Genomic DNA, 23,336 nt, shown 5'->3' with positions numbered 1-23,336 from the left:
GTGTTTTACCTGTTATACCACGGCGTCCTCGTTTGACCTGTTGTACCCCAGCAGCTGCCCGTACCGCTCCGGGTCGACATTGCCCCCGGTGAGCACCACGCCGACGCGTTCACCCTCCTGCACCGGCACGGCCCCGCTCAGCACCGCCGCGAGGCCCAGCACCCCCGTGGGCTCCACCACCTGCTTGAGCGTGCCGGCGACCGTCCTCATGGTCGCGGCGAGCTCCTCGTCGGTGGCGGTCACCACCGCGTCGACCCCGGCGCGCAGGATGGGGAAGGTCAGCTCGCCCAGGTGCTGGGTCTGCGCCCCGTCCGCGATCGTCACCGGGGTGTCGATGTGCACGATCCGCCCCTGCTCGAGGGAGCGGCGGGCGTCGTCCCCCGCGGCGGGCTCCACGCCATACACCCGGACACCGGGGCACAGGGCCCGCGCGGCCAGCACGGACCCGGCCAGCAGCCCGCCTCCGCCCAGCGGGGTGACGAGGACGTCGAGCGGGCCGGCGTCCTCGACGAGCTCCTTGACCGCCGTGCCCTGCCCCGCGATGACGTGCGGGTGGTCGTAGGGCGGGACCACGGTGGCCCCGCGCTCCCGCGCGATCTGCCGCCCGATCTCCTCCCGGTCCTGCGTGTAGCGGTCGTAGCGGACCACCCGGGCGCCGTACCCGAGCGTGGCCTCGACCTTGAGGCGGGGCGCGTCGTGGGGCATGACGATGGTCGCCGGCATGCCCAGCTCCCGGGCCGCGAGCGCGACCGCCTGGGCGTGGTTGCCCGAGGAGTAGGCGACGACCCCGGCCTCCCGCTGCCCCTCGTCGAAGGCCGACAGCGCGGTGAACGCGCCGCGGAACTTGAACGCCCCGACCCGCTGCAGGTGCTCGGCCTTGAGCAGCAGCCGGGCGCTGACCAGCGCGTCCAGCCGGCGCGAGGTCAGCACCGGCGTCCGGTGGGCCGCGCCGGCCAGCGTCGCCGCCGCGGCCTGGACGTCGGCGTAGGTCGGGAGGGTGGTGAGCGGCATACCCGCAGCGTGCGTCATGCGGTAAGGATTCGGCAACACCACCGCCCTCTCGGCCGGGCCACGCTGGCGGTATGACACGGACCCCAGCCACCCTGCTCGCCGCCCTCGCCACCGCCCTCGCGGTGGCCTCGTGCGGCACCACCGACGACACCGAGGAGCCCGCCACGCCGGCCGCGAGCGCCGAGGCGACGACCGCGGAGGACATGACCTCCGAGGACGACATGGACGAGACGACCGAGGACATGGACGACGCGTCCACCGACGACATGGACGAGGAGGAGACCGGCACCACGGGCGGGATGAGCGGCTACGTCGACCACGACACGTATGCCGCCTACGACGGCGGGCCGGTCGTGCTCTTCTTCCACGCCGACTGGTGCCCCGACTGCCGCGCCACCGACGAGAGCCTCACCACCGCAGGCCTGCCCGAGGGCCTCACCGTGGTCAAGGTGGACTTCGACGAGAGGACCGACCTGCGGCGGACCTACGGCGTCCACCAGCAGCACACCTTCGTCCAGGTCGACGCCGACGGCGAGGGGATCGCCACCTGGACGGGCGCCACCACGGGCGAGGAGATCCTCGCCCGGACCCAGGGCTCCTGAGTGCTCGCGCTGCTCGGCGCGCTCGTCGCGGGCGTCCTCACGACGCTCGCGCCCTGCGTGCTGCCGCTGCTCCCGGTCATCGTCGGGGGCTCCCTCGTCGGGGACGGCTCCCGGGCGGCGCAGACCCGGCGCGCGGTGGTCGTGGCCGGGTCGCTGGGTCTGTCGGTGGCCGTCTTCACCCTGGTGCTCAAGGGCACGACCGCGCTCATCGGGGTGCCGCCCGAGGTCTGGCGCTGGCTCTCCGGCGGCATCCTGCTCGTCCTCGGCGTGGTGATGCTCGTCCCGACGCTGTGGGAGCAGGTCAGCGCCCGGCTCGGCCTGGCCGCCCGCAGCCACGCCGGGCTGCACGGCGCGCAGCGCCGGCAAGGGGTGCTCGGACAGGTGCTCACCGGCGCCGCGCTGGGGCCGGTCTTCTCCTCGTGCAGCCCGCTGTACGCCTACGTCGTCGTGACCGTGCTGCCCGCCGAGCTCGGCTACGGGCTGACGCTGCTGGCCGCCTACTGCCTCGGGCTGAGCGCCACCCTCCTGGGGGTCGCGCTCGCCGGGCAGACGCTCATCCGGCGCGTGGGCTGGGCGGCGGACCCGCGCGGGTGGCTGCAGCGCGGCCTCGGGCTCGTCTTCGTCGCCGTCGGGATCGCCGTCGGCCTGGGCTGGGACCGCGAGCTGCAGGCCTGGATCCTCGAGCACTCCCCGGTCGCACCGTGGGAGCTGGACTCCGACTTCATCCCCGAGCGGTGAGCCAGGACGCGGCGGCGCTAGCGTGAACGCCCGGCCGACGGCATACCCGATCCGTCGCCCGACGAGCCGAGGAGCCCCGTATGCCCCACCGCCCCACCCGCTGGGAGCTGGCCGGCGACCACACCCGTGAGTTCGGCGAGCGACTCGCCCGCCTGGTCGCCGAGGGGGGCGACGTCGACGGCGAGGCGCGGCTGGCCGACGTGCTGGTGCCGCGGGGCGCCCGCGTCCTCGACGTCGGCTCCGGTATGGGGCGGGTGGCGGCCACGCTGCAGTCCCGCGGCCACCGGGTGACCGCCGTGGAGCCGGACCCGGCCCTCGTCGAGCAGTCGCGCCGGACCTACCCCGGGCTCGCGGTGACGCAGGCCGACATCCTCGAGGTCGACCTGGAGCCGGGCTACGACCTCGTCGTCCTCGTCGGCAACGTCATGGCGTTCCTGGCCGAGGGGACCGAGCGCGAGGTGCTGGGCCGCGTGCGCGCCCTGCTCGGTCCGGGAGGGCGGGTGCTCGTCGGGATGCACCAGCGGGGTGGGCCGGACCATGCGCGACGCTACCCGCCGGAGGAGTTCGAGGCGGACGCCCTGGCCTGCGGTCTGGACGTCGACCTGCGCGCCGGCTCCTACGAGCTGCACCCACCGGGGCCGGACTACTCGGTGTGGGTCCTCTCGCCGATCGGCTCCTGACGGCAGCTGTCCCGAGCGCGCGTCCGGTGCGGCCCCACCGCACGTCCGGTGCGGCCCGTGCGCCCGTCCGGTGCGGTCCGAGCGCGCGTCCGGTGCGGTCCGAGCGCGCGTCCGGTGCGGCCCTACCGCGCGTCCGGTGCGGGGGCGTGCCGCGGGAGGGTGATCCGGACGCGGCACCCCGGCCCGTGGTCGGCCAGCGTGATCGACCCTGCGCTGCGCTCGACGAGGGCGCGGGCGATGGTGAGGCCGACGCCCACGCCGGCACCCGAGGAGCGGGCGGTGCTGCCGCGCCACCCCGGCTCGAAGGCGTGGGCGAGGGCCTCCTCCCCCAGCCCTCCGCAGGCGTCGTCGACGTGGAGGACGACCTCCTCCGCGGCCGGGTCCGCCGCGACGTGCACCACGACCTCGGCCCCGGCCGCCGTCTCCCGGACGGCGTTGCTCACCACGTTGGCCACGACCCGGTCGAGCTCACCGACGACCGCGCGCACCGGCGCGGGTGCGTCGCCGGCCAGCCGCAGGTGGACCCGCTGCTGCTGCGCCACCGGTTGCTGGCTCGCCACCACCGTCGCCGCCACCTCCGCCAGGTCGACCGCCTCACCGGGGTCGGCGGGCGCGCTGCTGCGCAGCCGGCTGAGCTCGAGCAGGTCGTCGACCATGACGGTCATCCGGTCGGCCTCGGCCCGGATGCGCCGGTGGTAGTCGTCCTGGTCGGTGACGATGCCGTCCTCGAGGGCCTCCGCCATCACCCGGATCGAGGACAGCGGGGTCCGCAGGTCGTGCGAGGCCCAGGTGATCATGTCCTGGCGGGAACGGGCGAGCTCCAGCTGCCGCTGCTCGTCGGCGAGCCGCTGCTGCGCCCGTCGGTCCAGCCGCCGCACGCTGCGGAAGAGCAGGACCCCGATCGCGAGGGCCACCGGCGCCGCCGCCAGCAGCACCAGGGCGATGAGCGTCGCGTCGTGCTCGGACAGGAACATGGCGCGCGTGGTCACGACCACCCCGGCGGCGACGCTGGCCACCCCCACCACCGGGCCCAGGAGGGTCGCCGCGGCCGGGGAGCGCCGGGCGACGAGTAGCGTCAGCGCCGCCCCGGCCAGCCCGACCGCCCCCGCGGTGCCCGCGGCGAGGGTGATCGCCTCCAGCTCAGGCCTCATCGGCACACCCCTGCTCCCGGTCCCACCGGTAGCCCCGGCCCCACACCGTGCTGATCCGGACCGGCCGGGAGGGGTCCGCCTCGACCTTCTCCCGCAGCCGCCGGACGTGGACGGTCACGGTCGAGCGGTCGCCGACCTCCCACCCCCAGACGTCGCGCAGCAGGTCGTCCCGGTCCAGCACCACACCGGGATGGGTCATGAGGTGCACGAGCAGGTCGAACTCGCGACTGGTGAGCGCCAGCTCCGCACCCGCCCGGGTGGCCCGGCGGGCCCCGCGGTCGACGACGAGGTCGCCCTCCTCGATGGTCCCCCCGGGCGCCCCGCCGGGCGAGGTGCCCGCCGACCGACGCAGCAGGCCCTGGACGCGCAGCACGAGCTCGCGCGCGCTGAACGGCTTGGTGACGTAGTCGTCCGCACCCAGCTCCAGACCGGCGATGCGGTCCTGCTCGGCACTGCGGGCCGTGAGCATGAGCACCGGCACGTCCGGGTCGATCGCCCGGATGCGCCGCAGCACCTCGAACCCGTCGATGCCGGGCACCATGACGTCGAGCACGACCACGGCGGGCCGCACGTCCGGGAAGGCCCGCACCGCCACCAGGCCGTCGGCGGCCTCGTGGGTGGGCAGCCCGGCCCGGTGCAGGTAGGCGCACACCACCTCCCGCACCGTCCCCTCGTCCTCGACGACCAGCACCGTGCTCACCGCCTCAGGGTATGCCGCGCCGCGACCGCCGGGTCGTGCGGAAGGGTGGCGGCCCGTCGCGGTCCGGGGCGGTGGTGCGGTCGGTCCGGCGGGTGAGCGCGGGGCGCGGCGGGGAGACCCGACGGGGCGGCTCAGCGCCCGGTGTCGCCGTCCTGCGCGTCGTGCACCAGCAGGGCGATCTGCACCCGGTTCGCGAGGCCGAGCTTGGCCAGGACGCTGCTGACGTGCGCCTTCACCGTCGGCACCGACAGGAAGAGCTCCCGGGAGATCTCGGCGTTGGAGCCGCCCCGGGCGACCGCCCGGGCGACCTCGCGCTCCCGCTCGGTCAGGTGCGCGAGCGCCGACCTGGCCCGCCCGGCGCGCTCCCCACCCGCGGCTGCCGGGGCCCCCGAGACCTCCCGGACGAGCAGGGCGGCGACCGACGGCGAGAGGGCGTGGTCACCCGACGCGACCTCGTGGACGGCGGCGACCAGCTGGGCCGGCGGGGTGTCCTTGAGCACGAACCCGCGCGCCCCCGCCCGCAGCGCCTCCAGCACGAGCGCGTCGGCGTCGAAGGTGGTGAGGATGAGCACCTGCACGTCGGGGTAGGCCGCGAGCACCTCCCGGGTGGCGCTCACCCCGTCCGTGCGCGCCATCCGGACGTCGATGACGAGCACGTCGGGCCGGTGCCGTCCGACCAGCTCGACCGCCTGGTCGCCGTCCTCCCCCTCGGCGACGACGTCGACACCGTCGGGCCCGCCCAGCAGCATCCGCAGGCCGGCCCGCACCAGCGGGTCGTCGTCGATCATCACCACCCGGGGGCGGGACGCCCCCGCCGTCACCTGGTCTCCCACGGCAACCAGACTCGCACGACGAAGACCCCCGGCCCGCCGCCGGCCTCGAAGGTGCCGCCGACGAGGGTGACGCGCTCCTGCATACCGGTGAGACCCCGACCGGGCGCCCCGGGGTCCTCGGCCGCTGGGCGCGGGACGACGTTGCGGACCTCCAGGCTCAGCCCGGTCGACTCGTCCCCGGACAGGTCCACCTCGACGGCGGCCCCCGGGGCGTGCTTGCGCGCGTTGGTCAGGGCCTCCTGGACGACGCGGTAGGCGTGGCGCCCGACCCGGTCGGAGAGGGTGACGCTGCGGTCCCACAGGTCAGGGGAGGCGGTGAGGTCGACGGGGTGGCCGCCCGTCGTCACCTCCGCCGCCAGCGAGGGCAGGTCGGTCAGGGTGGGCTGGGGCGCCACGGCCCCGGACGCCGCGTCGGCGTCGTCCTCCCCGCGCAGGACCCCCAGGACCTCGCGCAGCTCCTGCAGGGCCTGGTGCGCACCGTCGCGGACGATCTCGGCGCTCTGCACCCGCTCGGCCTCGGTCAGGTCCGGACGGTGGGCGAGCGCCCCGGCGTGCATCGCGACGAGGGAGAGCCGGTGCCCCATGACGTCGTGCATCTCCCGGGCGATCCGGGCGCGCTCGGCGGTGCGGGCCTGCGCGACCCGCGCGGCCTGCTCCCGGTGGGCCGTCTCCGCCTGGGTCCGCCAGCTCTCCACGAGCTGGCGTCGGCCGCCGATGTTCCACCCGATGAGGGACACGAGGGCGAACAGCAGGACGCTGAGCCCCGCGATGAGGCCTGCGTACCACGGCGAGGGGATCTCGGACAGCGTCTCCATGCCGAGCTGGCGCGCGACCACGAGCTCGTAGAAGATGCCCGCGCCGACGTTGACGGTGCCGACCGCCAGCAGGGGTCGCCACCGTCGGCGACTGGCCAGGGACAGCGCCGCGAGGAGGGAGGCCGGGACCGCGAGGGAGGAGACCACGAGGGCCGCGCTCGTCAGCACCGCGACCGTGACCGGGAACCGTCGCCGCCACAGGACCAGGGCCACCGCCAGGTGACCGACGACCAGGTCCGCCACCAGCAGCGCGTCGACCCGGGCCGGGTAGCTGCCCAGCTCCTGCGAGCCGGCCGGCGAGCTCGCGAAGGTGACGGTGAGGATGAGCAGCCCGGTGACCCACACCACCAGGACCCGCCAGGCGTGGCCCCACCAGCGCAGGGGCGGGGGGCCCGGGACCGGGCGCGCGGACGTCATACCGCAGCAGCGTAGGCGGGCGCCGGGCGGCCCGCCTCGGCCGTCGGTCGTGCCTCTCTACGACTTTCGTCGGGGTCGGGGCCGCGGGAAGGGCGACCATGGGCCCACCGACGACCGACCGTGGGCCGATGCGGCGGGGTGGGCGTGTCACCGAGGGTGGAGCCATGATCGAGATCGAGAACCTCACCAAGAGATACGGCGCCTTCACGGCCGTCGACGACATCAGCTTCACCGCACGTCCGGGTCGGGTCACCGGCTTCCTGGGCCCCAACGGCGCGGGCAAGTCGACCGCGATGCGGATGATGTGCGGGCTGACCCCGGCGACCTCGGGCAGCGCGCGGATCCTGGGCCGCCCCTACGCCGCCCTGCCCAACCCCACCCGGCACGTCGGCGTCATGCTCGACGCCAGCGCACAGCACGCCGGGCGCACGGGCCGCGAGGTCCTCACCCTGGCCGCCATCCTCGTCGGCGCGGGACGTGGCCAGGTCGACGCGACGCTGGAGCGGGTCGGCCTCACCTCCCGCGAGGCCGAGCGTCGCGTCGGCAACTACAGCCTCGGTATGCGGCAGCGGCTCGGCCTGGGAGCGGCCCTGGTCGGCGACCCCCGGGTGCTCATCCTCGACGAACCGGCCAACGGGCTCGACCCGGGCGGCATCCACTGGATGCGCGGGCTGCTGCGCGACTACGCCCGGGACGGCGGCACCGTGCTGCTCAGCTCGCACCTGCTCTCCGAGGTGGAGATCATCGCCGACGACCTGGTGCTCATCGGCCGCGGCCGCATCGTCGCCCAGGGCACGAAGGAGGAGCTGCTGTCCGCGGCCGGCGTCGTCGTCGACGCCACCGACCGGGCGGCGCTGCGGGCGGCGGTCGAGCAGTCCGGCCTCGAGCACACCCCGCGCCCCGACGGCACGCTCGCGGTCGCCGCGCAGACCGCCGAGGTCGGCGAGCTGGCGCTGCGGCACAGCCTGGTCCTCACCAGCCTGGGCTCCTCCGGGGGCGGCCTGGAGGAGATGTTCCTCACGCTGACCTCCGACGACGCGCGGGAGGTGGCGGCGTGACCGGCCCGACGAGCCACCCGCAGGCGCCGACGGCGACCCGCAGCCCCCTCGACGACCAGGACGGCACCATGGACAACGCGACCCCGACCACGACCCACCCCGGCGGCACGAGCGGGTCCGACGCAGGCCGGGCCGACGCGTCGCGCGGCGGCGGGCGGACGGCATACCGGCGAGACGGTGAGGCCCCCGAGCTCACCGGCGGCGCGCTGCCGTTCTCCCGCCTCCTGCGCACCGAGCTGCGCAAGACCGTGGACACCCGCGCCGGGCGGTGGCTGCTCATCGTCATCGTCGCGCTGACCGCGCTGGCGATGGGGCTGGTCATGTGGTTCGGCCGGGAGAACGGCGCCGCCTACTCCACGCTCCTGCTCACCGCGGTGCTGCCCCAGGGCGTGCTGCTGCCCGTGCTGGGGATCCTCACCGCCGCCTCGGAGTGGAGCCAGCGCACGGCGCTGGTGACCTTCACCCAGGAGCCGCGGCGGCTGCGGGTCATGACCGCCAAGTCGCTGGCGGCGCTGCTGCTGGGCCTCGCGGTGGTCGCGGTGACCGTCGGCCTGGCCGTCCTGGCGCACCTCGCGTCGGCGGGCCTGGCCGGGAGCGACGTGGACCTGAGCCTGCCCGGGCACGTCTACGGCGGGATCGTCGTGCTGCAGCTGGCCTACGTGCTCATGGGCGTGGCCTTCGGTGCGCTGTTCCTCAACGTGCCGCTGGCCATCGCCGCCTTCTTCGTGCTGCCCGTGCTGATGAACGTCGTCTCCATGACCGTGGGGTGGGTGCAGGACCGGGCCGCGTGGATCGACCAGAACGTCGCCTCGCTGCCGCTCACGACGCTCGACGCGGCCCCGACCGGGGAGCAGTGGGCGCAGTTCGGCGTGACGTCGGTCTGGTGGGTGCTCGTCCCGCTGGCCCTCGGGCTGTGGCGGGTCGCACGCCGCGAGGTGAAGTAGGCGTTGAGGCACCAGGTGGCGCAGGCGTCACCTCGGCCACATCCTGCGGGGATGTCGCCCTCTGCACGGGGTATGTCCCCGGCTGCTGGGCACATCCCCGCATCGTGGTGCTCGTGGGACCAGAGATGCTGCCGTGTCGTGGCGCGGCACCGGCGGGCCCACGGCACAGCGCTGCGGCACCGGGCAGGATCCCGCCACCGCGCCGGAGGCCCTCGGGCTCAGTCGGTGGGCCAGCCGCGGGGACGCCAGAGCGCCAGCGCCGTGCTGGAGGGCCGGCCCTGCGGCCGCTGGCCGGCCCGCACGGCGACGACCTCGCCGGTCAGGTCCGCGGCGAAGACGCGCCCTCCCTGGGCGGCCCGCTCGCGCAGCCGCTCGTTGTCGGCCAGGAGCTGGGCGACCCGGTCGCGCAGCGCCTCGACCTGCACCTCCAGCTCCATGATCCGCTGGATGCCGGCCAGGCTCACCCCCTCACCGGAGAGGCGCTGCACCTCCCGCAGCCGGTCGACGTCGCGCGAGGAGTAGCGACGGCCCCCGCCCCGGGTGCGCGACGGCGTGACCAGGCCGAGCCGGTCGTACTGCCGCAGCGTCTGGGCGTGCATCCCGGCCAGCTCGGCGGCGACCGAGATGACGTAGACGGGCGTGTCGCGGTCGACCATCGGTCAGCCCTGCGCCCGCCGGATGAGGTCCGCCCTCGGGTCGCTGCCGTCCTCCTCGGCGCGCAGCGCCTCGACGGCCTGCCGGGCCTCGTCGGACAGCCGTTGCGGGACGACGACCTGCACCTTCGCGAGCAGGTCGCCGGTGCCCTTCCTCGTGTGGATGCCGCGGCCCTTGACCCGCAGCACCCGCCCGGACGGCGTCCCGGGCGCGACCTTGACCTTGACGGTGCTGCCGTCGAGGGTCGGGACCTGCACGGTCGCCCCGAGCGCCGCCTCCGAGAAGGTGACCGGCAGGTCGACGGTGAGGTGGTCGCCGTCGCGGCCGAAGACGGGGTGCGGGGTGACGGTGACCTTGAGGTACATGTCACCGGCCTCGCCGCCCTGCATCGGCGCGGGCATGCCCTTGCCCTTGAGGCGGATCCGCTGGCCGTCCTTGACGCCGGCGGGGATGCGGGTGGTGATCCGCCCGCCGTCGGGCTTGGACAGGGTGACGGTGTCGCCCACCGCCGCCGACCGGAAGTCGAGCGTGGTGGACGCCTCCACGTCCTGGCCCCTCGGCATACCTCCGCCGTAACCGCGCCCGGAGAAGCCCCCGGGGAAGCCCTGGCCCCCACCGGGCTGGAAGCCGCCCGGGAAGCCCTGGCCGGCACCGCCGCCGGGCTGGAAGCCGCCGCCCCCGCCGAACGCGCCGAGCAGGTCCTCGAGGTCGATGCCGCCGCCCCCGCCGGTGCCGAAGCGCACGTTCTGCGCGCCGCCCGCACCGCCGAACATCTGCGCGAAGACGTCCTCGAACCCGCCGCCGGCACCGCCCGGGCCGCCGGCGCCCGCGGTGAAGCGGGCGCCGCCGCCCATGGCGCGCACGGCGTCGTACTGCTGGCGCTGCTCGGGGTCGGAGAGCACCGCGTAGGCCTCACCGATGTCCTTGAACCGCTGCTCGGCCGCCGCGTCGCCCGGGTTGCTGTCCGGGTGGTGCTGGCGCGCCAGCTTGCGGTAGGTCTTCTTCAGCTCCTTGGCGTCGACGTCCTTGCTGACGCCGAGGATCGCGTAGAAGTCCTTGTCGAACCAGTCCTGGTTCACCATCGGTGCTCACCTCCTCCTGCCGTGCTCATTCTGCTCCAGGTATGCCGCTCAGCCCGGGTCCGCGACCGCGACGCGCGCGGCGCGCACGACCTGGTCGCCGACCTTGAAGCCGGGCTGCATGACCTGCACCACGGTCATCTCCGTCGTGCCCTCGGGCAGCTCCACCGGGGAGCGGTCCGCGGGCAGGTGCATGAGCGCCTCGTGGACGGTGGGGTCGAAGACGTCACCGACCGCGCCGACCCGCTCGACCCCGAAGCGGCCCAGGGCCTGCTCCAGCTTGTCGGCGATCGCCGCGAACGGGCTGCCCTCGGTGATGTCGCCGTGCTCCCGCGCGGAGTGCACGTCGTCCAGCACCGGCAGCAGCGCCTCGACGACGGCGCCGGTCGCCCGGCCCCGGTCGCCCTCCCGCTCCCGCTGGGTGCGGTTGCGGAAGTTGACGAACTCCGCCTGCATGCGGCGCATCTCCTCGAGCCGCTCGGCCGCCAGCCGGGTGTCCGGGTGGGTGTCGTCGACCGCCTCCGGCACGCCGTCGGTCTCCGGCGTGGCCAGCGGCACCTGCTCCTCCGGCCCGGTCGTGCCCTGCTCCTCCGGCGCCCGGCCGGTGTCGGCCTGCGCCTCGCTCTGGTCGCTCACAGCGTCTGCACCCTCCGTGCTCTGCCGCACCCTGCCCGTCTCGGGGTCGATGCGGCGCTTGTCCCGGATGACCGGGCCCGAGCCCGGGCGCTCCTCCTCGGGAGCGCCCGGGCCGGGGTTGCCCTGCGGCTGGTCGGTCACTTGGTGTCCTTGTCCTCGTCGTCGTCGACGACCTCGGCGTCCACCACGTCCTCGTCGGACGTCGACTGGCCCTGCTGGCCGGCGTCGGCGCCTCCGGCGGCACCGCCCGGGAAGCCCTCGCCACCCGGGAAGCCGGCACCGGCGCCCGCGCCCTCACCGGACTCGGCCTGCGCGGCATACATCGCCGACCCCATCTTCTGGCTCTCGGTGGAGAGGGTCTCCATCTTGGCCTTGATGTCGTCCAGGCTGGCACCGCTGTCGGCCTTGAGGGCGTCCTTGAGGTCGCCGAGCGCGGTGTCGACCGGGCCGCGGGCGTCGGCCGGCACCTGCTCGCCGGAGTCGGAGAGGAACTTCTCGGTCGAGTAGACGAGCTGCTCCGCGCTGTTGCGGGTCTCGGTCTCCTCGCGCCGCGCCTTGTCCTCCTCGGCGTGCGCCTCGGCGTCCTTGATCATCCGCTCGATCTCGTCCTTCGGCAGCGCCGAGCCGCCGGAGATCGTCATCGACTGCTCCTTGCCGGTGCCGCGGTCCTTGGCGGACACGTGCACGATGCCGTTGGCGTCGATGTCGAAGGTGACCTCGATCTGCGGCACGCCACGGGGGGCCGGGGCGATGCCGGTGAGCTCGAAGTTGCCGAGCAGCTTGTTGTGCGCGGCGATCTCCCGCTCACCCTGGTAGACCTGGATGCCCACCGACGGCTGGTTGTCGCTGGCCGTGGTGAAGACCTCGCTGCGCTTGGTGGGGATCGCCGTGTTGCGCTCGATGAGCTTGGTCATGATCCCGCCCTGGGTCTCGATGCCCAGCGACAGCGGGGTGACATCGATGAGCAGCACGTCCTTGCGGTCGCCCTTGAGGACACCGGCCTGCAGGGCCGCGCCGACGGCGACGACCTCGTCCGGGTTGACGCCCTTGTTGGGCTCCTTGCCGCCGGTCATCTTCTTGACGGTGTCGACGACGGCCGGCATGCGGGTGGAGCCACCCACGAGGACGACGTGGTCGATCTGGCCGACGTCGATGCCGGCGTCCTTGATGACCTGCTCGAAGGGCTGCTTGACCCGGTCGAGGAGGTCGGAGGTCATCTGCTCGAACTGCGCCCGGGTGAGGGTCTCGTCCAGGTGGATCGGACCGTTCTCGCCCATGGAGAGGTACTGCAGGTTGATCGAGGTGCTGGAGCCCGAGCTCAGCTCCTTCTTGGCCTGCTCGGCGGCGTCCTTGAGCCGCTGCAGCGCGATCTTGTCGTTGCCCAGGTCCACGCCGGACTGGTTCTTCACCGTGGTGACCAGGTGGTCGATGATGCGCTGGTCCCAGTCGTCACCACCGAGCTTGTTGTCGCCGTGGGTGGCCTTGACCTGGATCGTCGCGAAGCCGTCGTCGGCGTCCTTGCCCACCTCGAGCAGGGACACGTCGAAGGTGCCGCCACCGAGGTCGAAGACGAGGATGAGCTCGTCCTCCTTGCCCTTGTCGAGCCCGTAGGCGAGCGCCGCGGCGGTCGGCTCGTTGACGATGCGCAGGACGTTGAGGCCGGCGATCTCGCCGGCGTCCTTGGTGGCCTGCCGCTCGGCGTCGTCGAAGTAGGCGGGCACGGTGATGACCGCGTCCGTGACGTCCTCGCCGAGGTAGGACTCGGCGTCCCGCTTGAGCTTCATCAGCGTGCGGGCGCTGATCTCCTGCGGGGTGTACTTCTTGTCGTCGATGGTGGTGCTCCAGTCGGTGCCCATGTGGCGCTTGACGGAGCGGACGGTCCGGTCGACGTTGGTGACGGCCTGGCGCTTGGCCACCTCACCGACGAGCACCTCACCGTTCTTGGCGAAGCTGACGACCGACGGGGTGGTGCGCCCACCCTCGGCGTTGGCGATGATCTCCGGCTCGCCACCGGTCAGCACGGCCACAGCCGAGTTGGTGGTGCCCAGGTCGATACCGACTGCACGTCCCATGAACTGCTCTCCTTGGTATGTCGTGGCGTTCGTTGCGCGCCGCGGTTGACACGTCTGCGCTCAACTCTGCGGAGCGGCCTGGCGTCTTGTCAAACCGAGGCTCAGTCAAGTTGAGTTCACCAGGCTCAACCTCGTGGCGGGCAGGAACATTCCCGGCGCGGGTCAGTGCGGCAACGGCTCCTGCGGGTCGTCCGAGCCCTCGGGCGGCTCGGCCCGGCACAGCGCGTCCCAGTCGGCGTCGACCAGGTCACGAGGGCCGTCGACGACGAGGACGGCCCCGGCGTCCCGCAGCTCCTGCACCCCGAAGCCACCGGAGCGCACCACGACGCACGGCGCGTCCATCCGGGCGGCGGAGGCCACGTCGTACGACGTGTCGCCGACGAGGATCGCGCGCTCACCCCCCGCCCGCCGCAGGGCGACGCCGAGGATGTCCGGCGCCGGCTTGGACTGCTCGGCGTCCTCGGAGGTGGTGACGGTGCTCAGCACCCCGTCGGGCAGGTCGAGCAGCTCGATGACGTGGTCGGTGAACCGCTTCTTGCCCGAGGAGGCCAGGGCCACCCGCAGCCCGCGCCCGTGCAGCGACAGCACGAGGTCACGGGCCCCGTCCAGCAGCACGACCTCGTCGAGGAGGCGCGAGTACTCCTGCTCCCAGGTGTCCCGCAGGTCGTCACCGACCCGGTCCTCCACGTCGTCGTCGGTCACCACGGCGATGAGCTTGTCCCCACCCATGCCGATCGCCCGGTGCACCCGCCACAGCGGCGGGGTGAGGTCGAAGCGCGCGAACGCCCGCGCCCACGCCAGGGCGTGGTGGTAGGTCGAGTCGGCCAGGGTGCCGTCGACGTCCAGCAGGACGGTGTCGCGTGTCGGAGTCATCCCTCCTGTCTACCCGATGGCGGACCTCCTCGCCGCGCCGTCGTCTACCCCTAGGCTGGCCGGGTGCCCCACGGAACCCACGACCACGGCGACGACCCCCGCAACGAGCAGATCCTCATCTGGGTCAACGGCGAGCTGAAGCCGCGGGCCGAGGCGGTGGTGTCGGTCTTCGACTCCGGCTTCGTCCTCGGCGACGGCGTGTGGGAGGGCGTGCGCGTCCACGACGGCCAGCCGGTCTTCTGGGAGCAGCACCTCGACCGGCTGTCCGAGGGGGCGACGGCCATCATGCTCGACCTCGGGATGACCCGGGAGGAGCTCACCGCGGCGGTCCACGAGGTGCTGCGGGCCAACGACATGCGCGACGGCGTGCATCTCCGCCTCATGGTGTCGCGCGGGGTGAAGTCGACGCCCTACCAGGACCCCCGGGTGACCATCGGCCCGCCCACCGTCGTCATCATCCCCGAGCACAAGGAGCCGCTGCCGGCCACGGTGCGCGAGGGGATCACCCTGTTCACCACCCACGTGCGCCGCGCCACGCCGGACACGCTGGACCCCAAGCTCAACGCGCACAGCAAGCTCAACGACATCACCGCCTGCATCCAGGCCTACACCGCCGGTGCCGACGAGGCGCTCATGCTCGACCCGCACGGCTTCGTGGCGACCTGCAACAGCACCCACTTCTTCGTCGTCAAGGGCACCCCGGAGGAGCCGGAGGTGTGGACCAGCGACGGCCGCTTCTGCCTCGCCGGCATCACCCGCGGCAACGTCCTGCGCGTGTGCCGCGACCGCGGCCTGCCCGCGCACGAGCGGACCTTCAGCCTCACCGACGTCTACAGCGCGCAGGAGGCCTTCGTCACCGGCACCTTCGCCGGCGTCGTGCCGGTGCGCTCGGTGGACGGGCGGACCATCGGGACCGGCGCGCGGGGACCGGTCGTGGAACGGCTCCAGGGCTGGTACGCCGAGCACGTCGCCGCCGACGCCGCCCGCCGGAGCGCGCCATGACCGTCCGGCTCGCGATGTGGTCCGGGCCGCGCAACATCTCGACCGCGATGATGCGGGCCTGGGAGAACCGCCCGGACAGCGAGGTCTTCGACGAGCCCTTCTACGCGGCATACCTGCACCGCACGGGGATCGATCACCCGGCGCGCGAGGAGGTCATCGCCTCCCAGCCCACGGACCCGGCGGAGGTGGCCCGGGCGCTGCTGGCCCCGACCGACGCGGCCGTGTCCTACTCCAAGCAGATGACCCACCACTACCTCGACGGCGACGACCTGACCTGGGCCCGGGAGGTGCGCCACGTCCTGCTCGTCCGCGACCCCGCCGAGGTGGTGGCCTCCTACGTCCGCTCCCGCGAGGCCTGCCGGCCCGAGGACATCGGCCTGCTGCAGCAGCTCACCCTCTCCGACCTGCTGGGCTCGCCTCCGGTCATCGACGCGGCCGACTTCCTGCGGGACCCGGAGGCCTACCTGCGCTGGCTGTGCGACTGGCTCGGCATCGACTTCACCGACCGGATGCTCTCCTGGCCGGCCGGGCCGCGGGACTCCGACGGGGTGTGGGCGCCGCACTGGTACGACGCCGTCGTCGCCTCGACCGGCTTCACCGCCTACCGGCCGCGCGAGGTGCAGCTGAGCGACCACGACGCCGCCGTGGCCGAGGCCTGCCGCCCGGCCTACGAGGCGCTGCGGGAGCGTGCCCTACGGCCCTGAGCCGCGGACCGTCCACCGGCTGCCAGCTACCCCTGAGACCGTGCGCGCTGGTCGCCCTCCAGGGGCCACGAGCGCGCACAGCACCGGCCGGCGCTCCGCCGGGGCGGGTGCCACCGGTGCAGGCAGCGGCCCGGAGGTCAGCCGCTCGCGCGCGTCCGTGCCACGCCGGGTCGCGGGGACGGCGCCGGTCGCGGCCGCCAGCCCGGTGCCGGCGCCGCCGACGTAGAGGGTCTCCACCCCGCCCGCGGGCACGGCATACGTCTCGTGCCAGATGCCGACGGCGCCCGGGTGCCGTCGGGCCACCCGGTTGAAGGCACGCCAGGCCGGCAGCTGGGCGTGGTCGGCCGCGCGGGCGTAGGCGTAGAGGTGGTCGACCGACCGCCAGTACTGCACCACCCACGGCCCGCGGGCGCCGACGAGCGTGGTGGCCCCGAGGAAGCCCAGGTCCTCAGCCTCCCCGCGCGCGGCCGCCTCCGTGTTGCGGGCCAGCTCGGTGAGCATGCGCGGCATCGCCCGGACGACCGGCAGCCACAGGTCGGGCCGGTGGGCCTTGCGGATCGTCATGCCGATGTGGAAGACGACGAGCTCGCCGTCGTGGGCGTGCGTCTGGGGTGCGGGCATGTCAGGCTCCTCTGGAGAGTGTCACTACCCATACTGGATAGTGCTACTCTCCAGTGTCAAGAGGTGATGTATGCGGATCTCCGACCTGTCCGCGGCGACCGGGGTGCCGGTGGCGACGGTCAAGTACTACCTGCGCGAGCGGCTGCTCCACCCCGGCGAGACAGTGTCCCGCACCCAGGCGAGGTATGACGCCACGCACGTCGAGCGGCTCACGCTGGTCCGCGCCCTGACCGAGGTCGGCGGGCTGAGCCTGGCGTCGGTCCGGCGGGTGCTCGCCGCGATCGAGGAGCCCGACCTCTCCGCGGTGGACGTCATGGCCGCCGCGCAGCGCTCGCTGCCCGCGGTGACCGGGGCCGAGGGAGGGCCGGGGGCCGACCCCCGACCGGACCCGAGCACCGCACCGTCCGACGAGGACCCCGGCACGGTCGGCGACCGCGCACGTCGGTTCGTCGCGGGCCGCGGCTGGCAGGTGCACCCGGGCGACCCGGTCCTCGACCAGCTCGAGGCCGCGTGGGCCGCCTGCGACCGGGCGGGGCTGGGCGTGGACGAGGAGCGGATGACGCGGTACGCCGACGCCGTCGAGCAGATCGGCCGCACCGACGTCGAGTCGGTGCCCCGGACCTCGCCCCAGGCGGCGGTGCGCCACGTCGTGCTGGGCACCGTGCTCATCGACCCCGTGCTCGCGGCGCTGCGCCGCCTCGCCCAGCAGCACGTGGCCGTCAGCGGCACCCCGTCCGTGCGGTCTGGCATGCTCGGGCCATGACCGACGTCGCCCGCCACGCCTCCGAGCTCCTCCGTCTGCACCACACCGGCCAGACCCTCGTGCTGCCGACCGTCTGGGACGTGTGGTCCGCCCACGCCGTCGTGGACGCCGGCTTCCCCGCGCTCAGCGTGGGCAGCCACCCCCTGGCCGACTCCCGGGGCCAGCAGGACAACGAGGGCATGAGCCTGGACGACGCGCTGGACGGCATACGCCGCATCACCGCGGCCGTCGACGTGCCGGTCACCGCCGACCTGGAGTCCGGCTACGACACCCCCGCCGCCGAGCTGGTCGAGCGGGCCCTCGAGGCGGGCGTGGCCGGCATCAACATCGAGGACACGGTGCACAGCCAGGGCCGCCTGCGCGAGGTCCGCGAGCACGCCGACTACATCGGTGCCCTGCGCGCGGCCGCGGACGAGGCCGGGGTGGAGCTGGTGGTCAACGCCCGCACCGACGCCTTCATGGGCCAGGTCGTGACGTACGACGACCCGCTGGCCGAGGCGCTCACCCGCCTGCGGGCGTGCGAGGACGCCGGTGCACGGTGCGTCTACCCCGTGCGGGTCCCGGACGCCGACACCCTGCGCGCCCTGCTCTACGGCCTGTCGGGGCCGGTGAACGTCACCGCGCACCCCGTCGACGGCGCGCCCTCCGGCTCGTTCGAGCAGCTGCGCTCGCTCGGCGTCCAGCGCATCACGTTCGGCCCGCTGCTGCAGAAGGCGCTCACCGACAAGGTCACCGAGCTCGTCACCCCCTGGCGCTGAGCGTCGGGACCCGGGTCAGTCGTCCAGCTCGCTCTCGGCCCAGCGCTGGCCGGGGTCACCGCCCCAGGCGTCCCAGGCCACGCGGCCCGGGGACGGGAAGCCGTCGCCGCCGTTCGTGAACCCCTCGGCGTCCTTGTCCGCCTCGTGCCGGCGGAAGTAGGCGCGCATCTTCTTGAGCACCTCCTCGCTGACGTCGTCGCCGTCGGCCAACTGCTTCGCCCGCGTGCGGCCGGTGTCGGTGAAGTTCTTCCCGGCCTTGCCGTCCTCGATCCAGCGCAGCGCCCGCTGCGCCGCCTCCTGCACACCCTTCGGCGGTGTCGCCATCCGGCGCCTCCTTCGGTCGGTCCGGGCCTCAGCGCACCTGGGTGGCGGTGAACGCCCGCCCAGGGGCCACGAAGGCCTCCTGCGCCTGCACCAGCCGCAGCTCGCGCTCGCCGGAGTCGATGGTCACCTGGAGCAGCTCGAGGACGCTGGCCGCCGTCCGCTCCAGGGCGGTCGCGGCCGACCCGGTCTCCCGGTAGTGCGCGGTGAAGAGCGCGCTCGTGACGTCGCCCGAGCCGTTGGCCTTGATCGGCAGCCGCGGGGTCGCCACCAGCCAGGCCCCCTCGTCGTCGACGGCCAGCATCTCGATGGTCTCGCCGCCGTCGGGCTGCGGCTCGCGCTCCGGGCGCAGCACGCTGGTGACCAGCACGGTGCGCGGCCCGAGCTCGCGGGCCCGGTCGGCCGACTCCAGCGTCGACTCCAGGCTGTCCGGCTCGGTGTGGGTCATGTAGCCGAGCTCGAACTGGTTGGGCGTGATGATGTCGGCGTGCGGCAGCACCCGCTCGCGGATCAGCGGCGGGATGGTCGGCGCCACGAAGCAGCCCGAGGTGGCGTTGCCCATGACCGGGTCGCAGGTGTAGGTGGCGTCGGGGTTGGCCGCCTTGACCCGGGCCACCGCGTCGACCACGACGTCGACGATCTCCTCGCCGCCGAGGTAGCCCGAGAGCACCCCGTCGGCGGTGCCGAGCACGCCCCGGTCCTCGATGCCGGCGACGACGGCGCGCACGTCGTCGGCCGCGATGAGCGGGCCGCCCCACGCGCCGTACCCCGTGTGGTTGGAGAAGTTGACCGTCAGCACCGGCCACACCTCGTGCCCGAGACGCTGCAGCGGGAAGACGGCGGCCGAGTTGCCGACGTGGCCGTAGGCGACGTGGCTCTGGATGGAGAGGAAACGCATTCTCCCGATGATGGCACCTCCGCACCCGGGACCGCAGCGCGGGCACGACCAGGGGTATGCCGCGCCGGCCCGCCGCCCGCCGGCCCCCGGTCCCGGCGACACGCCCGTCCGTCCCGGCCCAGGTGCGCACGTGCGTGGCTGGGCCGGTCGACACCGGCGTGGCGCTGGGACGGCAGAATGCGGGTATGCCGTCCCGCGTGCTCGCCGTGCAGCTCAGCCCCGTCCACGAGTTCAGCAAGGGACCGGTCGCCGAGATCGGGCTCGTCGAGGGGTATGGCGTGCGGGGCGACGCGCACGCCGGCACCACGGTCCAGCACCGGTCGCGCGTGGCGAAGGACCCGACCTCACCGAACCTGCGCCAGGTGCACCTCCTCCACGCCGAGCTCCTCGACGACCTGGCCGGGCTCGGCCACACCGTGCACCCCGGCGACCTGGGGGAGAACGTCACGACCACCGGCATCGACCTGCTCGGGCTGTCCCGGGGAGCCCGGCTCGCGCTGGGCGAGGCGGAGGTGGAGGTCACCGGGCTGCGCAACCCGTGCTACCAGATCGACGACTTCCAGCCCGGGCTGCTCCGGCAGGTGCTGCGCCGGCACGGCGACGGCGCGGTGGAGCGGCTCACCGGCGTCATGGCCGTCGTCACCCGCGGCGGCACGGTGCGGCCGGGCGACCACATCAGGGTCACGGCACCGGACGGCCCGCTGATGGCGCTGACGCCCGTGTAGCCGCTGCACCGCGTGCGGTCTTGGCCCTCCAGGGGCCACCACCGCGCACGACCGGGCCCTCACCCACCCTGACCGGCCCAGCCCGTGTGCGGTCGTGGCCCTCCCGGGGCCAGCGGCGCGCACAGTCCGGCAGGCCGGGCGTTTCGACCTGCAGGCCCGGAGACCCTTCGCTAAAATGAAGGGTCAGCCGAGGTGCAACGGGGCATACCTCAGGCTCGTCCCAGACTCCCTCCCTACCGTAGGACATCATGCTGACCCTCCGTCGTCTCACCAGCCTGCCGGTGCTCATCGGTGCCCTGGTGCTGGTGACGGCGCTGGTCGCGGGCCCGCTGCGGCAGGTGGACCGCTCGCTGCACGGCTTCTGGTCCGACGACCTCACGCCCCGGTGGACCGACTTCCTCGACCAGGTGCCCAACGCGGTCGCCGGCCAGGCGGTCTGCCTCCCGGTCCTGCTCGCCGTGGCCTTCGTCCTCGCGTGGAAGCACCGCACCTGGCGACCCATCCTCGTCGCCGCCGCCGCCGAGATCGGCTTCTACGCCGTGGTCGGCGGCCTCAAGGTCGTCCTGGCCCGCACCTCCCCCAAGGCCGACGACGTCTCCGGGCGCTTCTTCAACGGCGGGGCGGTGGAGCACGGCTGGTACGGCATCAGCTACCCCTCGGGGCACGCCTCCGAGGCCATCCTCATCTACGGCGCCGCGGCCTACCTCATCGTGGTCTACTCCCACCCCGACACCCGGGTCGTGCGCCGTCTCGCGTGGGCGATGGGGCTCATCGTGGTCAACTCCATCGGGGTCGCCTACTACCTCGGCTACCACTGGCCCTCCGACCTGATCGGCGGCATGCTCGTGGGCGCGGTCGTGCTGCGCGCCATCATCGACGCCGACCAGTGGATGGAGCGGCGTCGGACCGCGACCCTCTGGCGCCAGCTCGAGACGGCCCCCGCCCACCCGCACCCGTCCGAGGTCGCCGCCGCGCCGGCCGGACCGGCCACGGCCCCCACGCGCACGCCGGCGGCCACCGCTCCGCACGCGACGCCCAGCACCCGGCACGGCGTGCCGTCGACGCCGCCGGTCCCGAGCCGCCGCAGCCACCGGCGCGACCCCGAGCTCGTCCCGTAGCCACACACCCCGCCCCGTGACCGACGTCCTGCCTGCCGTCGTCGTGGGCGGAGGCCAGGCCGGCCTGGCGGCCTCCTTCTACCTGCGCCGACAGGGCGTCCAGCACGTCGTCCTCGACGCCGCCGAGGCGCCCGGCGGGGCCTGGCGGCACACCTGGCCCTCGCTGCGGCTCTTCTCGCCGGCGGCCTACTCCTCGCTGCCGGGCTGGCGGATGCCCCCGACCGACGGGGCGGAGAACCCCGACGCCCCGCACGTCGTCGACTACCTCGCCGCCTACGAGCAGAGGTACGACCTGCCGGTCCGCCGACCGGTGCACGTCCGCTCGGTCACCCGCCAGGACGGCACCTTCGTCCTCGACAGCGACCACGGCACGTGGCGGGCGCGCGCCGTCGTGGGTGCGACGGGCACGTGGAGCCGGCCGTTCGTCCCCGCCGTGCCGGGGATCGACCGGTTCCGCGGCGACCAGGTGCACAGCGCGAGGTATGCCGGCCCCGCCCCCTTCGCGGGCCGGCGCGTCCTCGTCGTGGGTGGGGCCAACTCCGGCGCGCAGGTCGCCGCCGACCTGCTACCCGTGGCGGAGGTGACCTGGGCCACGCTCGGGTCGCCGCGCTACCTGCCGGACGAGGTGGACGGCCGCGAGCTCTTCCGGGTGGCCTCGGCCAGCCTGCGCGGGGAGGGCGAGGGGGTCGGCAGCCTGGGCGACATCGTGGCGGTGCCCCCGGTGCGCCGGGCCCGGGACGCCGGTGAGCTCGTCGCCACGCCGATGATCGCCCGCCTCACCCCCGACGGTGCCGTGGCCGCGGACGGGACCGAGCACGAGCTCGACGCCGTCGTGTGGTGCACCGGCTTCCGGCCCGAGCTGTCCTGGCTCCGCGGGCTGGACGTCCCGCGCCGCGAGGGGCGGGTCGTCACCGAGGGCGGTCCCGCCGTGCCGGGCGTGCCCGGGCTGTTCCTCCTCGGCTACGGCGACTGGTGCGGTGCGGCATCGGCCACCCTCATCGGGGTCGGGCAGTGGGCGCGGCAGGCGGCGGCGGAGGTCGGGGCAGGTCTCGCCACCACCGCCTGAGGCATCTATCATCGCCGCATGGCGATGACAGAGGCGAAGGTCGATCCCGTCCTGACGGAGGCGCCGGCCGGCCCGGTCGACGGTCGGGCCGAGCCGGACGCGGCGCTGGCCGCGGCCTGCCTCTTCCACGGCCTGGCCGACTCCTCCCGGGTGGCGATCCTGCGGCACCTGCTCCTCGGCGAGCACAACGTGCGCCGGCTGACCGAGCACCTGGGGCTGGCCCAGTCGACCGTCTCCGGCCACCTGGCCTGCCTGCGCGACTGCGGTCTGGTCACCTCGCGCCCGGTGGGCCGTTCCTCCGTCTTCAGGGTCACCGAGCCCTCGCTCGTCACGGCGCTGTTCGCCACGGCCGAGCAGCTGCTGGCCGCGACCGGGGACGCGGTCGTCCTCTGCCCCGACACCGGGGCGGCGACCACCCGATGAGCGCCCTGCACCTGCAGACCCCGGACGCCGCCGGACGCACCCGGCGGCTGCGTCGCCGGGCCCGGGCGCTGGCGCTGACCTCCGTGGTCTACAACGTCCTCGAGGCCGTCGTCGCGATCGCCGCGGGCCTGGTCGCCGGGTCGGTGGCCCTGCTCGGCTTCGGCCTCGACTCGGTGGTGGAGGTCAGCAGCGGGCTCGTCGTGCTCTGGCAGTTCAGCCACCACCTCCCCCAGGAGCGCGAGCGGACGGCGCTGCGGCTCATGGCCCTCGCCTTCTTCGCGCTCGCGGCCCTCGTGTCCGTCGAGTCGGCCCGCGCGCTCGTCGTGGGGCGCGAGGCGGAGACCTCGACGGTGGGCATCGTCCTCGCGCTCGTCTCCCTCGCCGTCATGCCCGTCCTGTCCTGGGCGCAGCGCCGCACCGGCCGCGCGCTGGGGTCGAACGCCGTCGTCGCGGACGGCACCCAGACCCTGCTGTGCACCTACCTCTCCGCGGTACTGCTCCTCGGCCTGCTGCTCAACGCCACCCTCGGCTGGTCGTGGGCCGACCCGGTCGCCGGCCTCGTCATCGCCGGCGTCGCGCTGCGCGAGGGGGTGCAGGCCTGGCAGGGCAAGGGCTGCTGCGCCCCCGGCGGCGGCGGGTGCGGCTGCGACTCGGGGGCGTGCGACTGCTGACGC

Annotated in this window: 27 protein-coding genes; 14 read left to right on the top strand and 13 right to left on the bottom strand. The window is 74.3% G+C overall.

The annotated features are described in order from the left end of the window. Positions 1 to 12 precede the first annotated feature (12 nt). Entirely contained in the window at positions 13 to 1,029 is a 1,017-nt protein-coding gene (locus FHD63_RS01495) for a threo-3-hydroxy-L-aspartate ammonia-lyase (RefSeq protein ID WP_238705723.1), read from the bottom strand. 53 nt (positions 1,030 to 1,082) lie between these two features. Here FHD63_RS01495 and FHD63_RS01490 point away from each other — a divergent pair, with 53 nt between their 5' ends. The 3 genes from FHD63_RS01490 to FHD63_RS01480 all read left to right on the top strand — a co-directional run bounded on the left by FHD63_RS01490 (position 1,083) and on the right by FHD63_RS01480 (position 3,031). After that, on the top strand, positions 1,083 to 1,613 hold the full coding sequence (locus tag FHD63_RS01490; RefSeq protein ID WP_202978401.1) for a thioredoxin family protein: 531 nt from the start codon (positions 1,083 to 1,085) through the stop codon (positions 1,611 to 1,613). Further along, positions 1,614 to 2,351 (top strand): cytochrome c biogenesis CcdA family protein, encoded by a 738-nt coding sequence (locus tag FHD63_RS01485; protein WP_139719534.1) that lies wholly within the window; start codon positions 1,614 to 1,616, stop codon positions 2,349 to 2,351. An 80-nt stretch (positions 2,352 to 2,431) separates the two neighbouring features. Then, positions 2,432 to 3,031, top strand: coding sequence for a class I SAM-dependent methyltransferase (locus FHD63_RS01480; protein WP_139719532.1), 600 nt, complete (start codon positions 2,432 to 2,434; stop codon positions 3,029 to 3,031). A 122-nt stretch (positions 3,032 to 3,153) separates the two neighbouring features. Here the strand turns inward: FHD63_RS01480 and FHD63_RS01475 are convergent, their stop codons facing one another. The 4 genes from FHD63_RS01475 to FHD63_RS01460 form a co-directional block, all read right to left on the bottom strand. Continuing rightward, positions 3,154 to 4,182, bottom strand: a complete 1,029-nt coding sequence (locus FHD63_RS01475) for a sensor histidine kinase (protein WP_139719530.1) — start codon at positions 4,180 to 4,182, stop codon at positions 3,154 to 3,156. Then, positions 4,172 to 4,882: a response regulator transcription factor gene (locus tag FHD63_RS01470; protein WP_174964883.1), complete on the bottom strand. Its 711-nt coding sequence runs from the start codon at positions 4,880 to 4,882 to the stop codon at positions 4,172 to 4,174. Before FHD63_RS01470 ends, FHD63_RS01475 begins: the two co-directional genes overlap by 11 nt. Before the next feature lie 131 nt (positions 4,883 to 5,013). After that, positions 5,014 to 5,670, bottom strand: coding sequence for a response regulator (locus FHD63_RS01465; RefSeq protein ID WP_170215615.1), 657 nt, complete (start codon positions 5,668 to 5,670; stop codon positions 5,014 to 5,016). Between the two features lie 29 nt (positions 5,671 to 5,699). Continuing rightward, the gene (locus FHD63_RS01460; protein ID WP_139719526.1) at positions 5,700 to 6,947 is read right to left on the bottom strand and encodes a sensor histidine kinase; all 1,248 of its coding nucleotides are present in this window, start codon (positions 6,945 to 6,947) and stop codon (positions 5,700 to 5,702) included. Between the two features lie 164 nt (positions 6,948 to 7,111). Between FHD63_RS01460 and FHD63_RS01455 the strand changes: the two genes are divergently transcribed. Together FHD63_RS01455 and FHD63_RS01450 are read left to right on the top strand one after the other, a co-directional pair. Beyond that, positions 7,112 to 8,005, top strand: a complete 894-nt coding sequence (locus FHD63_RS01455; RefSeq protein WP_139719525.1) for an ABC transporter ATP-binding protein — start codon at positions 7,112 to 7,114, stop codon at positions 8,003 to 8,005. Next, positions 8,002 to 8,949: an ABC transporter permease gene (locus FHD63_RS01450; protein WP_174964881.1), complete on the top strand. Its 948-nt coding sequence runs from the start codon at positions 8,002 to 8,004 to the stop codon at positions 8,947 to 8,949. Before FHD63_RS01455 ends, FHD63_RS01450 begins: the two co-directional genes overlap by 4 nt. Before the next feature lie 218 nt (positions 8,950 to 9,167). Here FHD63_RS01450 and FHD63_RS01445 read toward each other — a convergent pair whose 3' ends face one another. The 5 genes from FHD63_RS01445 to FHD63_RS01425 form a co-directional block, all read right to left on the bottom strand. Continuing rightward, a complete protein-coding gene (locus tag FHD63_RS01445; protein ID WP_139719523.1) occupies positions 9,168 to 9,605 on the bottom strand; it encodes a heat shock protein transcriptional repressor HspR in 438 nt (145 codons plus the stop codon). A gap of 3 nt (positions 9,606 to 9,608) precedes the next feature. Next, positions 9,609 to 10,685, bottom strand: a complete 1,077-nt coding sequence (locus FHD63_RS01440; protein WP_139719521.1) for a DnaJ C-terminal domain-containing protein — start codon at positions 10,683 to 10,685, stop codon at positions 9,609 to 9,611. A gap of 48 nt (positions 10,686 to 10,733) precedes the next feature. Continuing rightward, complete coding sequence (locus FHD63_RS01435) at positions 10,734 to 11,459, bottom strand: nucleotide exchange factor GrpE (protein ID WP_139719519.1); 726 nt, start codon at positions 11,457 to 11,459, stop codon at positions 10,734 to 10,736. Then, positions 11,456 to 13,390, bottom strand: a complete 1,935-nt coding sequence (gene dnaK, locus FHD63_RS01430; protein ID WP_139719517.1) for a molecular chaperone DnaK — start codon at positions 13,388 to 13,390, stop codon at positions 11,456 to 11,458. Before dnaK ends, FHD63_RS01435 begins: the two co-directional genes overlap by 4 nt. A 162-nt stretch (positions 13,391 to 13,552) precedes the next feature. Beyond that, positions 13,553 to 14,263, bottom strand: coding sequence for an HAD family hydrolase (locus FHD63_RS01425; protein WP_139719515.1), 711 nt, complete (start codon positions 14,261 to 14,263; stop codon positions 13,553 to 13,555). A gap of 63 nt (positions 14,264 to 14,326) precedes the next feature. On the opposite strand from FHD63_RS01425, the gene FHD63_RS01420 reads away from it, so the two are divergent. Together FHD63_RS01420 and FHD63_RS01415 are read left to right on the top strand one after the other, a co-directional pair. Next, positions 14,327 to 15,265, top strand: coding sequence for an aminotransferase class IV (locus FHD63_RS01420; RefSeq protein WP_139719513.1), 939 nt, complete (start codon positions 14,327 to 14,329; stop codon positions 15,263 to 15,265). Beyond that, entirely contained in the window at positions 15,262 to 15,969 is a 708-nt protein-coding gene (locus tag FHD63_RS01415) for a sulfotransferase-like domain-containing protein (RefSeq protein ID WP_139719511.1), read from the top strand. Before FHD63_RS01420 ends, FHD63_RS01415 begins: the two co-directional genes overlap by 4 nt. Here FHD63_RS01415 and FHD63_RS01410 read toward each other — a convergent pair. Continuing rightward, positions 15,958 to 16,590, bottom strand: a complete 633-nt coding sequence (locus tag FHD63_RS01410) for a DUF4188 domain-containing protein (RefSeq protein ID WP_139719509.1) — start codon at positions 16,588 to 16,590, stop codon at positions 15,958 to 15,960. The genes FHD63_RS01415 and FHD63_RS01410 overlap by 12 nt on opposite strands. Positions 16,591 to 16,660: 70 nt before the next feature. Here FHD63_RS01410 and FHD63_RS01405 point away from each other — a divergent pair, with 70 nt between their 5' ends. Continuing rightward, complete coding sequence (locus FHD63_RS01405; RefSeq protein WP_139719507.1) at positions 16,661 to 17,353, top strand: MerR family transcriptional regulator; 693 nt, start codon at positions 16,661 to 16,663, stop codon at positions 17,351 to 17,353. Next, entirely contained in the window at positions 17,350 to 18,111 is a 762-nt protein-coding gene (locus FHD63_RS01400) for an isocitrate lyase/PEP mutase family protein (RefSeq protein ID WP_139719505.1), read from the top strand. Before FHD63_RS01405 ends, FHD63_RS01400 begins: the two co-directional genes overlap by 4 nt. Positions 18,112 to 18,126: 15 nt before the next feature. On the opposite strand, the gene FHD63_RS01395 is transcribed toward FHD63_RS01400, so the two are convergent. Both FHD63_RS01395 and pdxY read right to left on the bottom strand, forming a co-directional pair. Further along, positions 18,127 to 18,435: a hypothetical protein gene (locus FHD63_RS01395; protein ID WP_139719503.1), complete on the bottom strand. Its 309-nt coding sequence runs from the start codon at positions 18,433 to 18,435 to the stop codon at positions 18,127 to 18,129. Positions 18,436 to 18,463: 28 nt separating this feature from the next. Then, positions 18,464 to 19,330, bottom strand: coding sequence for a pyridoxal kinase PdxY (gene pdxY / locus FHD63_RS01390; RefSeq protein WP_139719501.1), 867 nt, complete (start codon positions 19,328 to 19,330; stop codon positions 18,464 to 18,466). Between the two features lie 185 nt (positions 19,331 to 19,515). On the opposite strand from pdxY, the gene FHD63_RS01385 reads away from it, so the two are divergent. The 5 genes from FHD63_RS01385 to FHD63_RS01365 all read left to right on the top strand — a co-directional run bounded on the left by FHD63_RS01385 (position 19,516) and on the right by FHD63_RS01365 (position 23,333). After that, the gene (locus tag FHD63_RS01385) at positions 19,516 to 20,055 is read left to right on the top strand and encodes an MOSC domain-containing protein (protein ID WP_139719499.1); all 540 of its coding nucleotides are present in this window, start codon (positions 19,516 to 19,518) and stop codon (positions 20,053 to 20,055) included. A 248-nt stretch (positions 20,056 to 20,303) separates the two neighbouring features. Further along, a complete protein-coding gene (locus FHD63_RS01380) occupies positions 20,304 to 21,173 on the top strand; it encodes a phosphatase PAP2 family protein (RefSeq protein WP_139719497.1) in 870 nt (289 codons plus the stop codon). A gap of 16 nt (positions 21,174 to 21,189) precedes the next feature. After that, positions 21,190 to 22,239, top strand: coding sequence for an ArsO family NAD(P)H-dependent flavin-containing monooxygenase (locus FHD63_RS01375; protein WP_139719495.1), 1,050 nt, complete (start codon positions 21,190 to 21,192; stop codon positions 22,237 to 22,239). An 18-nt stretch (positions 22,240 to 22,257) separates the two neighbouring features. Next, positions 22,258 to 22,662, top strand: coding sequence for an ArsR/SmtB family transcription factor (locus tag FHD63_RS01370; RefSeq protein ID WP_420853112.1), 405 nt, complete (start codon positions 22,258 to 22,260; stop codon positions 22,660 to 22,662). After that, positions 22,659 to 23,333, top strand: coding sequence for a cation efflux transmembrane domain-containing protein (locus tag FHD63_RS01365; RefSeq protein ID WP_139719493.1), 675 nt, complete (start codon positions 22,659 to 22,661; stop codon positions 23,331 to 23,333). The genes FHD63_RS01370 and FHD63_RS01365 overlap by 4 nt, the downstream gene beginning before the upstream one ends. Positions 23,334 to 23,336 lie beyond the last annotated feature (3 nt).

The organism is Serinicoccus chungangensis, assembly GCF_006337125.1.
Taxonomy (GTDB): domain Bacteria; phylum Actinomycetota; class Actinomycetes; order Actinomycetales; family Dermatophilaceae; genus Ornithinicoccus; species Ornithinicoccus chungangensis.
Note: the sequence above shows the minus strand (reverse complement) of the source record. Positions and strands in the feature narration are given on the sequence as shown.

Excerpts from the sequence above, each read along its gene's own strand:
- FHD63_RS01495 (WP_238705723.1), bottom strand. The coding sequence starts at position 1,029 with ATGACGCACGCTGCGGGTATGCCGCTCACCACCCTCCCGACCTACGCC.
- FHD63_RS01490 (WP_202978401.1), top strand. The coding sequence starts at position 1,083 with ATGACACGGACCCCAGCCACCCTGCTCGCCGCCCTCGCCACCGCCCTC.
- FHD63_RS01480 (WP_139719532.1), top strand. The coding sequence starts at position 2,432 with ATGCCCCACCGCCCCACCCGCTGGGAGCTGGCCGGCGACCACACCCGT.
- FHD63_RS01475 (WP_139719530.1), bottom strand. The coding sequence starts at position 4,182 with ATGAGGCCTGAGCTGGAGGCGATCACCCTCGCCGCGGGCACCGCGGGG.
- FHD63_RS01465 (WP_170215615.1), bottom strand. The coding sequence starts at position 5,670 with ATGATCGACGACGACCCGCTGGTGCGGGCCGGCCTGCGGATGCTGCTG.
- FHD63_RS01460 (WP_139719526.1), bottom strand. The coding sequence starts at position 6,947 with ATGACGTCCGCGCGCCCGGTCCCGGGCCCCCCGCCCCTGCGCTGGTGG.
- FHD63_RS01455 (WP_139719525.1), top strand. The coding sequence starts at position 7,112 with ATGATCGAGATCGAGAACCTCACCAAGAGATACGGCGCCTTCACGGCC.
- FHD63_RS01445 (WP_139719523.1), bottom strand. The coding sequence starts at position 9,605 with ATGGTCGACCGCGACACGCCCGTCTACGTCATCTCGGTCGCCGCCGAG.
- FHD63_RS01440 (WP_139719521.1), bottom strand. The coding sequence starts at position 10,685 with ATGGTGAACCAGGACTGGTTCGACAAGGACTTCTACGCGATCCTCGGC.
- dnaK (WP_139719517.1), bottom strand. The coding sequence starts at position 13,390 with ATGGGACGTGCAGTCGGTATCGACCTGGGCACCACCAACTCGGCTGTG.
- FHD63_RS01425 (WP_139719515.1), bottom strand. The coding sequence starts at position 14,263 with ATGACTCCGACACGCGACACCGTCCTGCTGGACGTCGACGGCACCCTG.
- FHD63_RS01415 (WP_139719511.1), top strand. The coding sequence starts at position 15,262 with ATGACCGTCCGGCTCGCGATGTGGTCCGGGCCGCGCAACATCTCGACC.
- FHD63_RS01410 (WP_139719509.1), bottom strand. The coding sequence starts at position 16,590 with ATGCCCGCACCCCAGACGCACGCCCACGACGGCGAGCTCGTCGTCTTC.
- FHD63_RS01405 (WP_139719507.1), top strand. The coding sequence starts at position 16,661 with ATGCGGATCTCCGACCTGTCCGCGGCGACCGGGGTGCCGGTGGCGACG.
- FHD63_RS01400 (WP_139719505.1), top strand. The coding sequence starts at position 17,350 with ATGACCGACGTCGCCCGCCACGCCTCCGAGCTCCTCCGTCTGCACCAC.
- FHD63_RS01395 (WP_139719503.1), bottom strand. The coding sequence starts at position 18,435 with ATGGCGACACCGCCGAAGGGTGTGCAGGAGGCGGCGCAGCGGGCGCTG.
- pdxY (WP_139719501.1), bottom strand. The coding sequence starts at position 19,330 with ATGCGTTTCCTCTCCATCCAGAGCCACGTCGCCTACGGCCACGTCGGC.
- FHD63_RS01385 (WP_139719499.1), top strand. The coding sequence starts at position 19,516 with ATGCCGTCCCGCGTGCTCGCCGTGCAGCTCAGCCCCGTCCACGAGTTC.
- FHD63_RS01380 (WP_139719497.1), top strand. The coding sequence starts at position 20,304 with ATGCTGACCCTCCGTCGTCTCACCAGCCTGCCGGTGCTCATCGGTGCC.
- FHD63_RS01370 (WP_420853112.1), top strand. The coding sequence starts at position 22,258 with ATGGCGATGACAGAGGCGAAGGTCGATCCCGTCCTGACGGAGGCGCCG.
- FHD63_RS01365 (WP_139719493.1), top strand. The coding sequence starts at position 22,659 with ATGAGCGCCCTGCACCTGCAGACCCCGGACGCCGCCGGACGCACCCGG.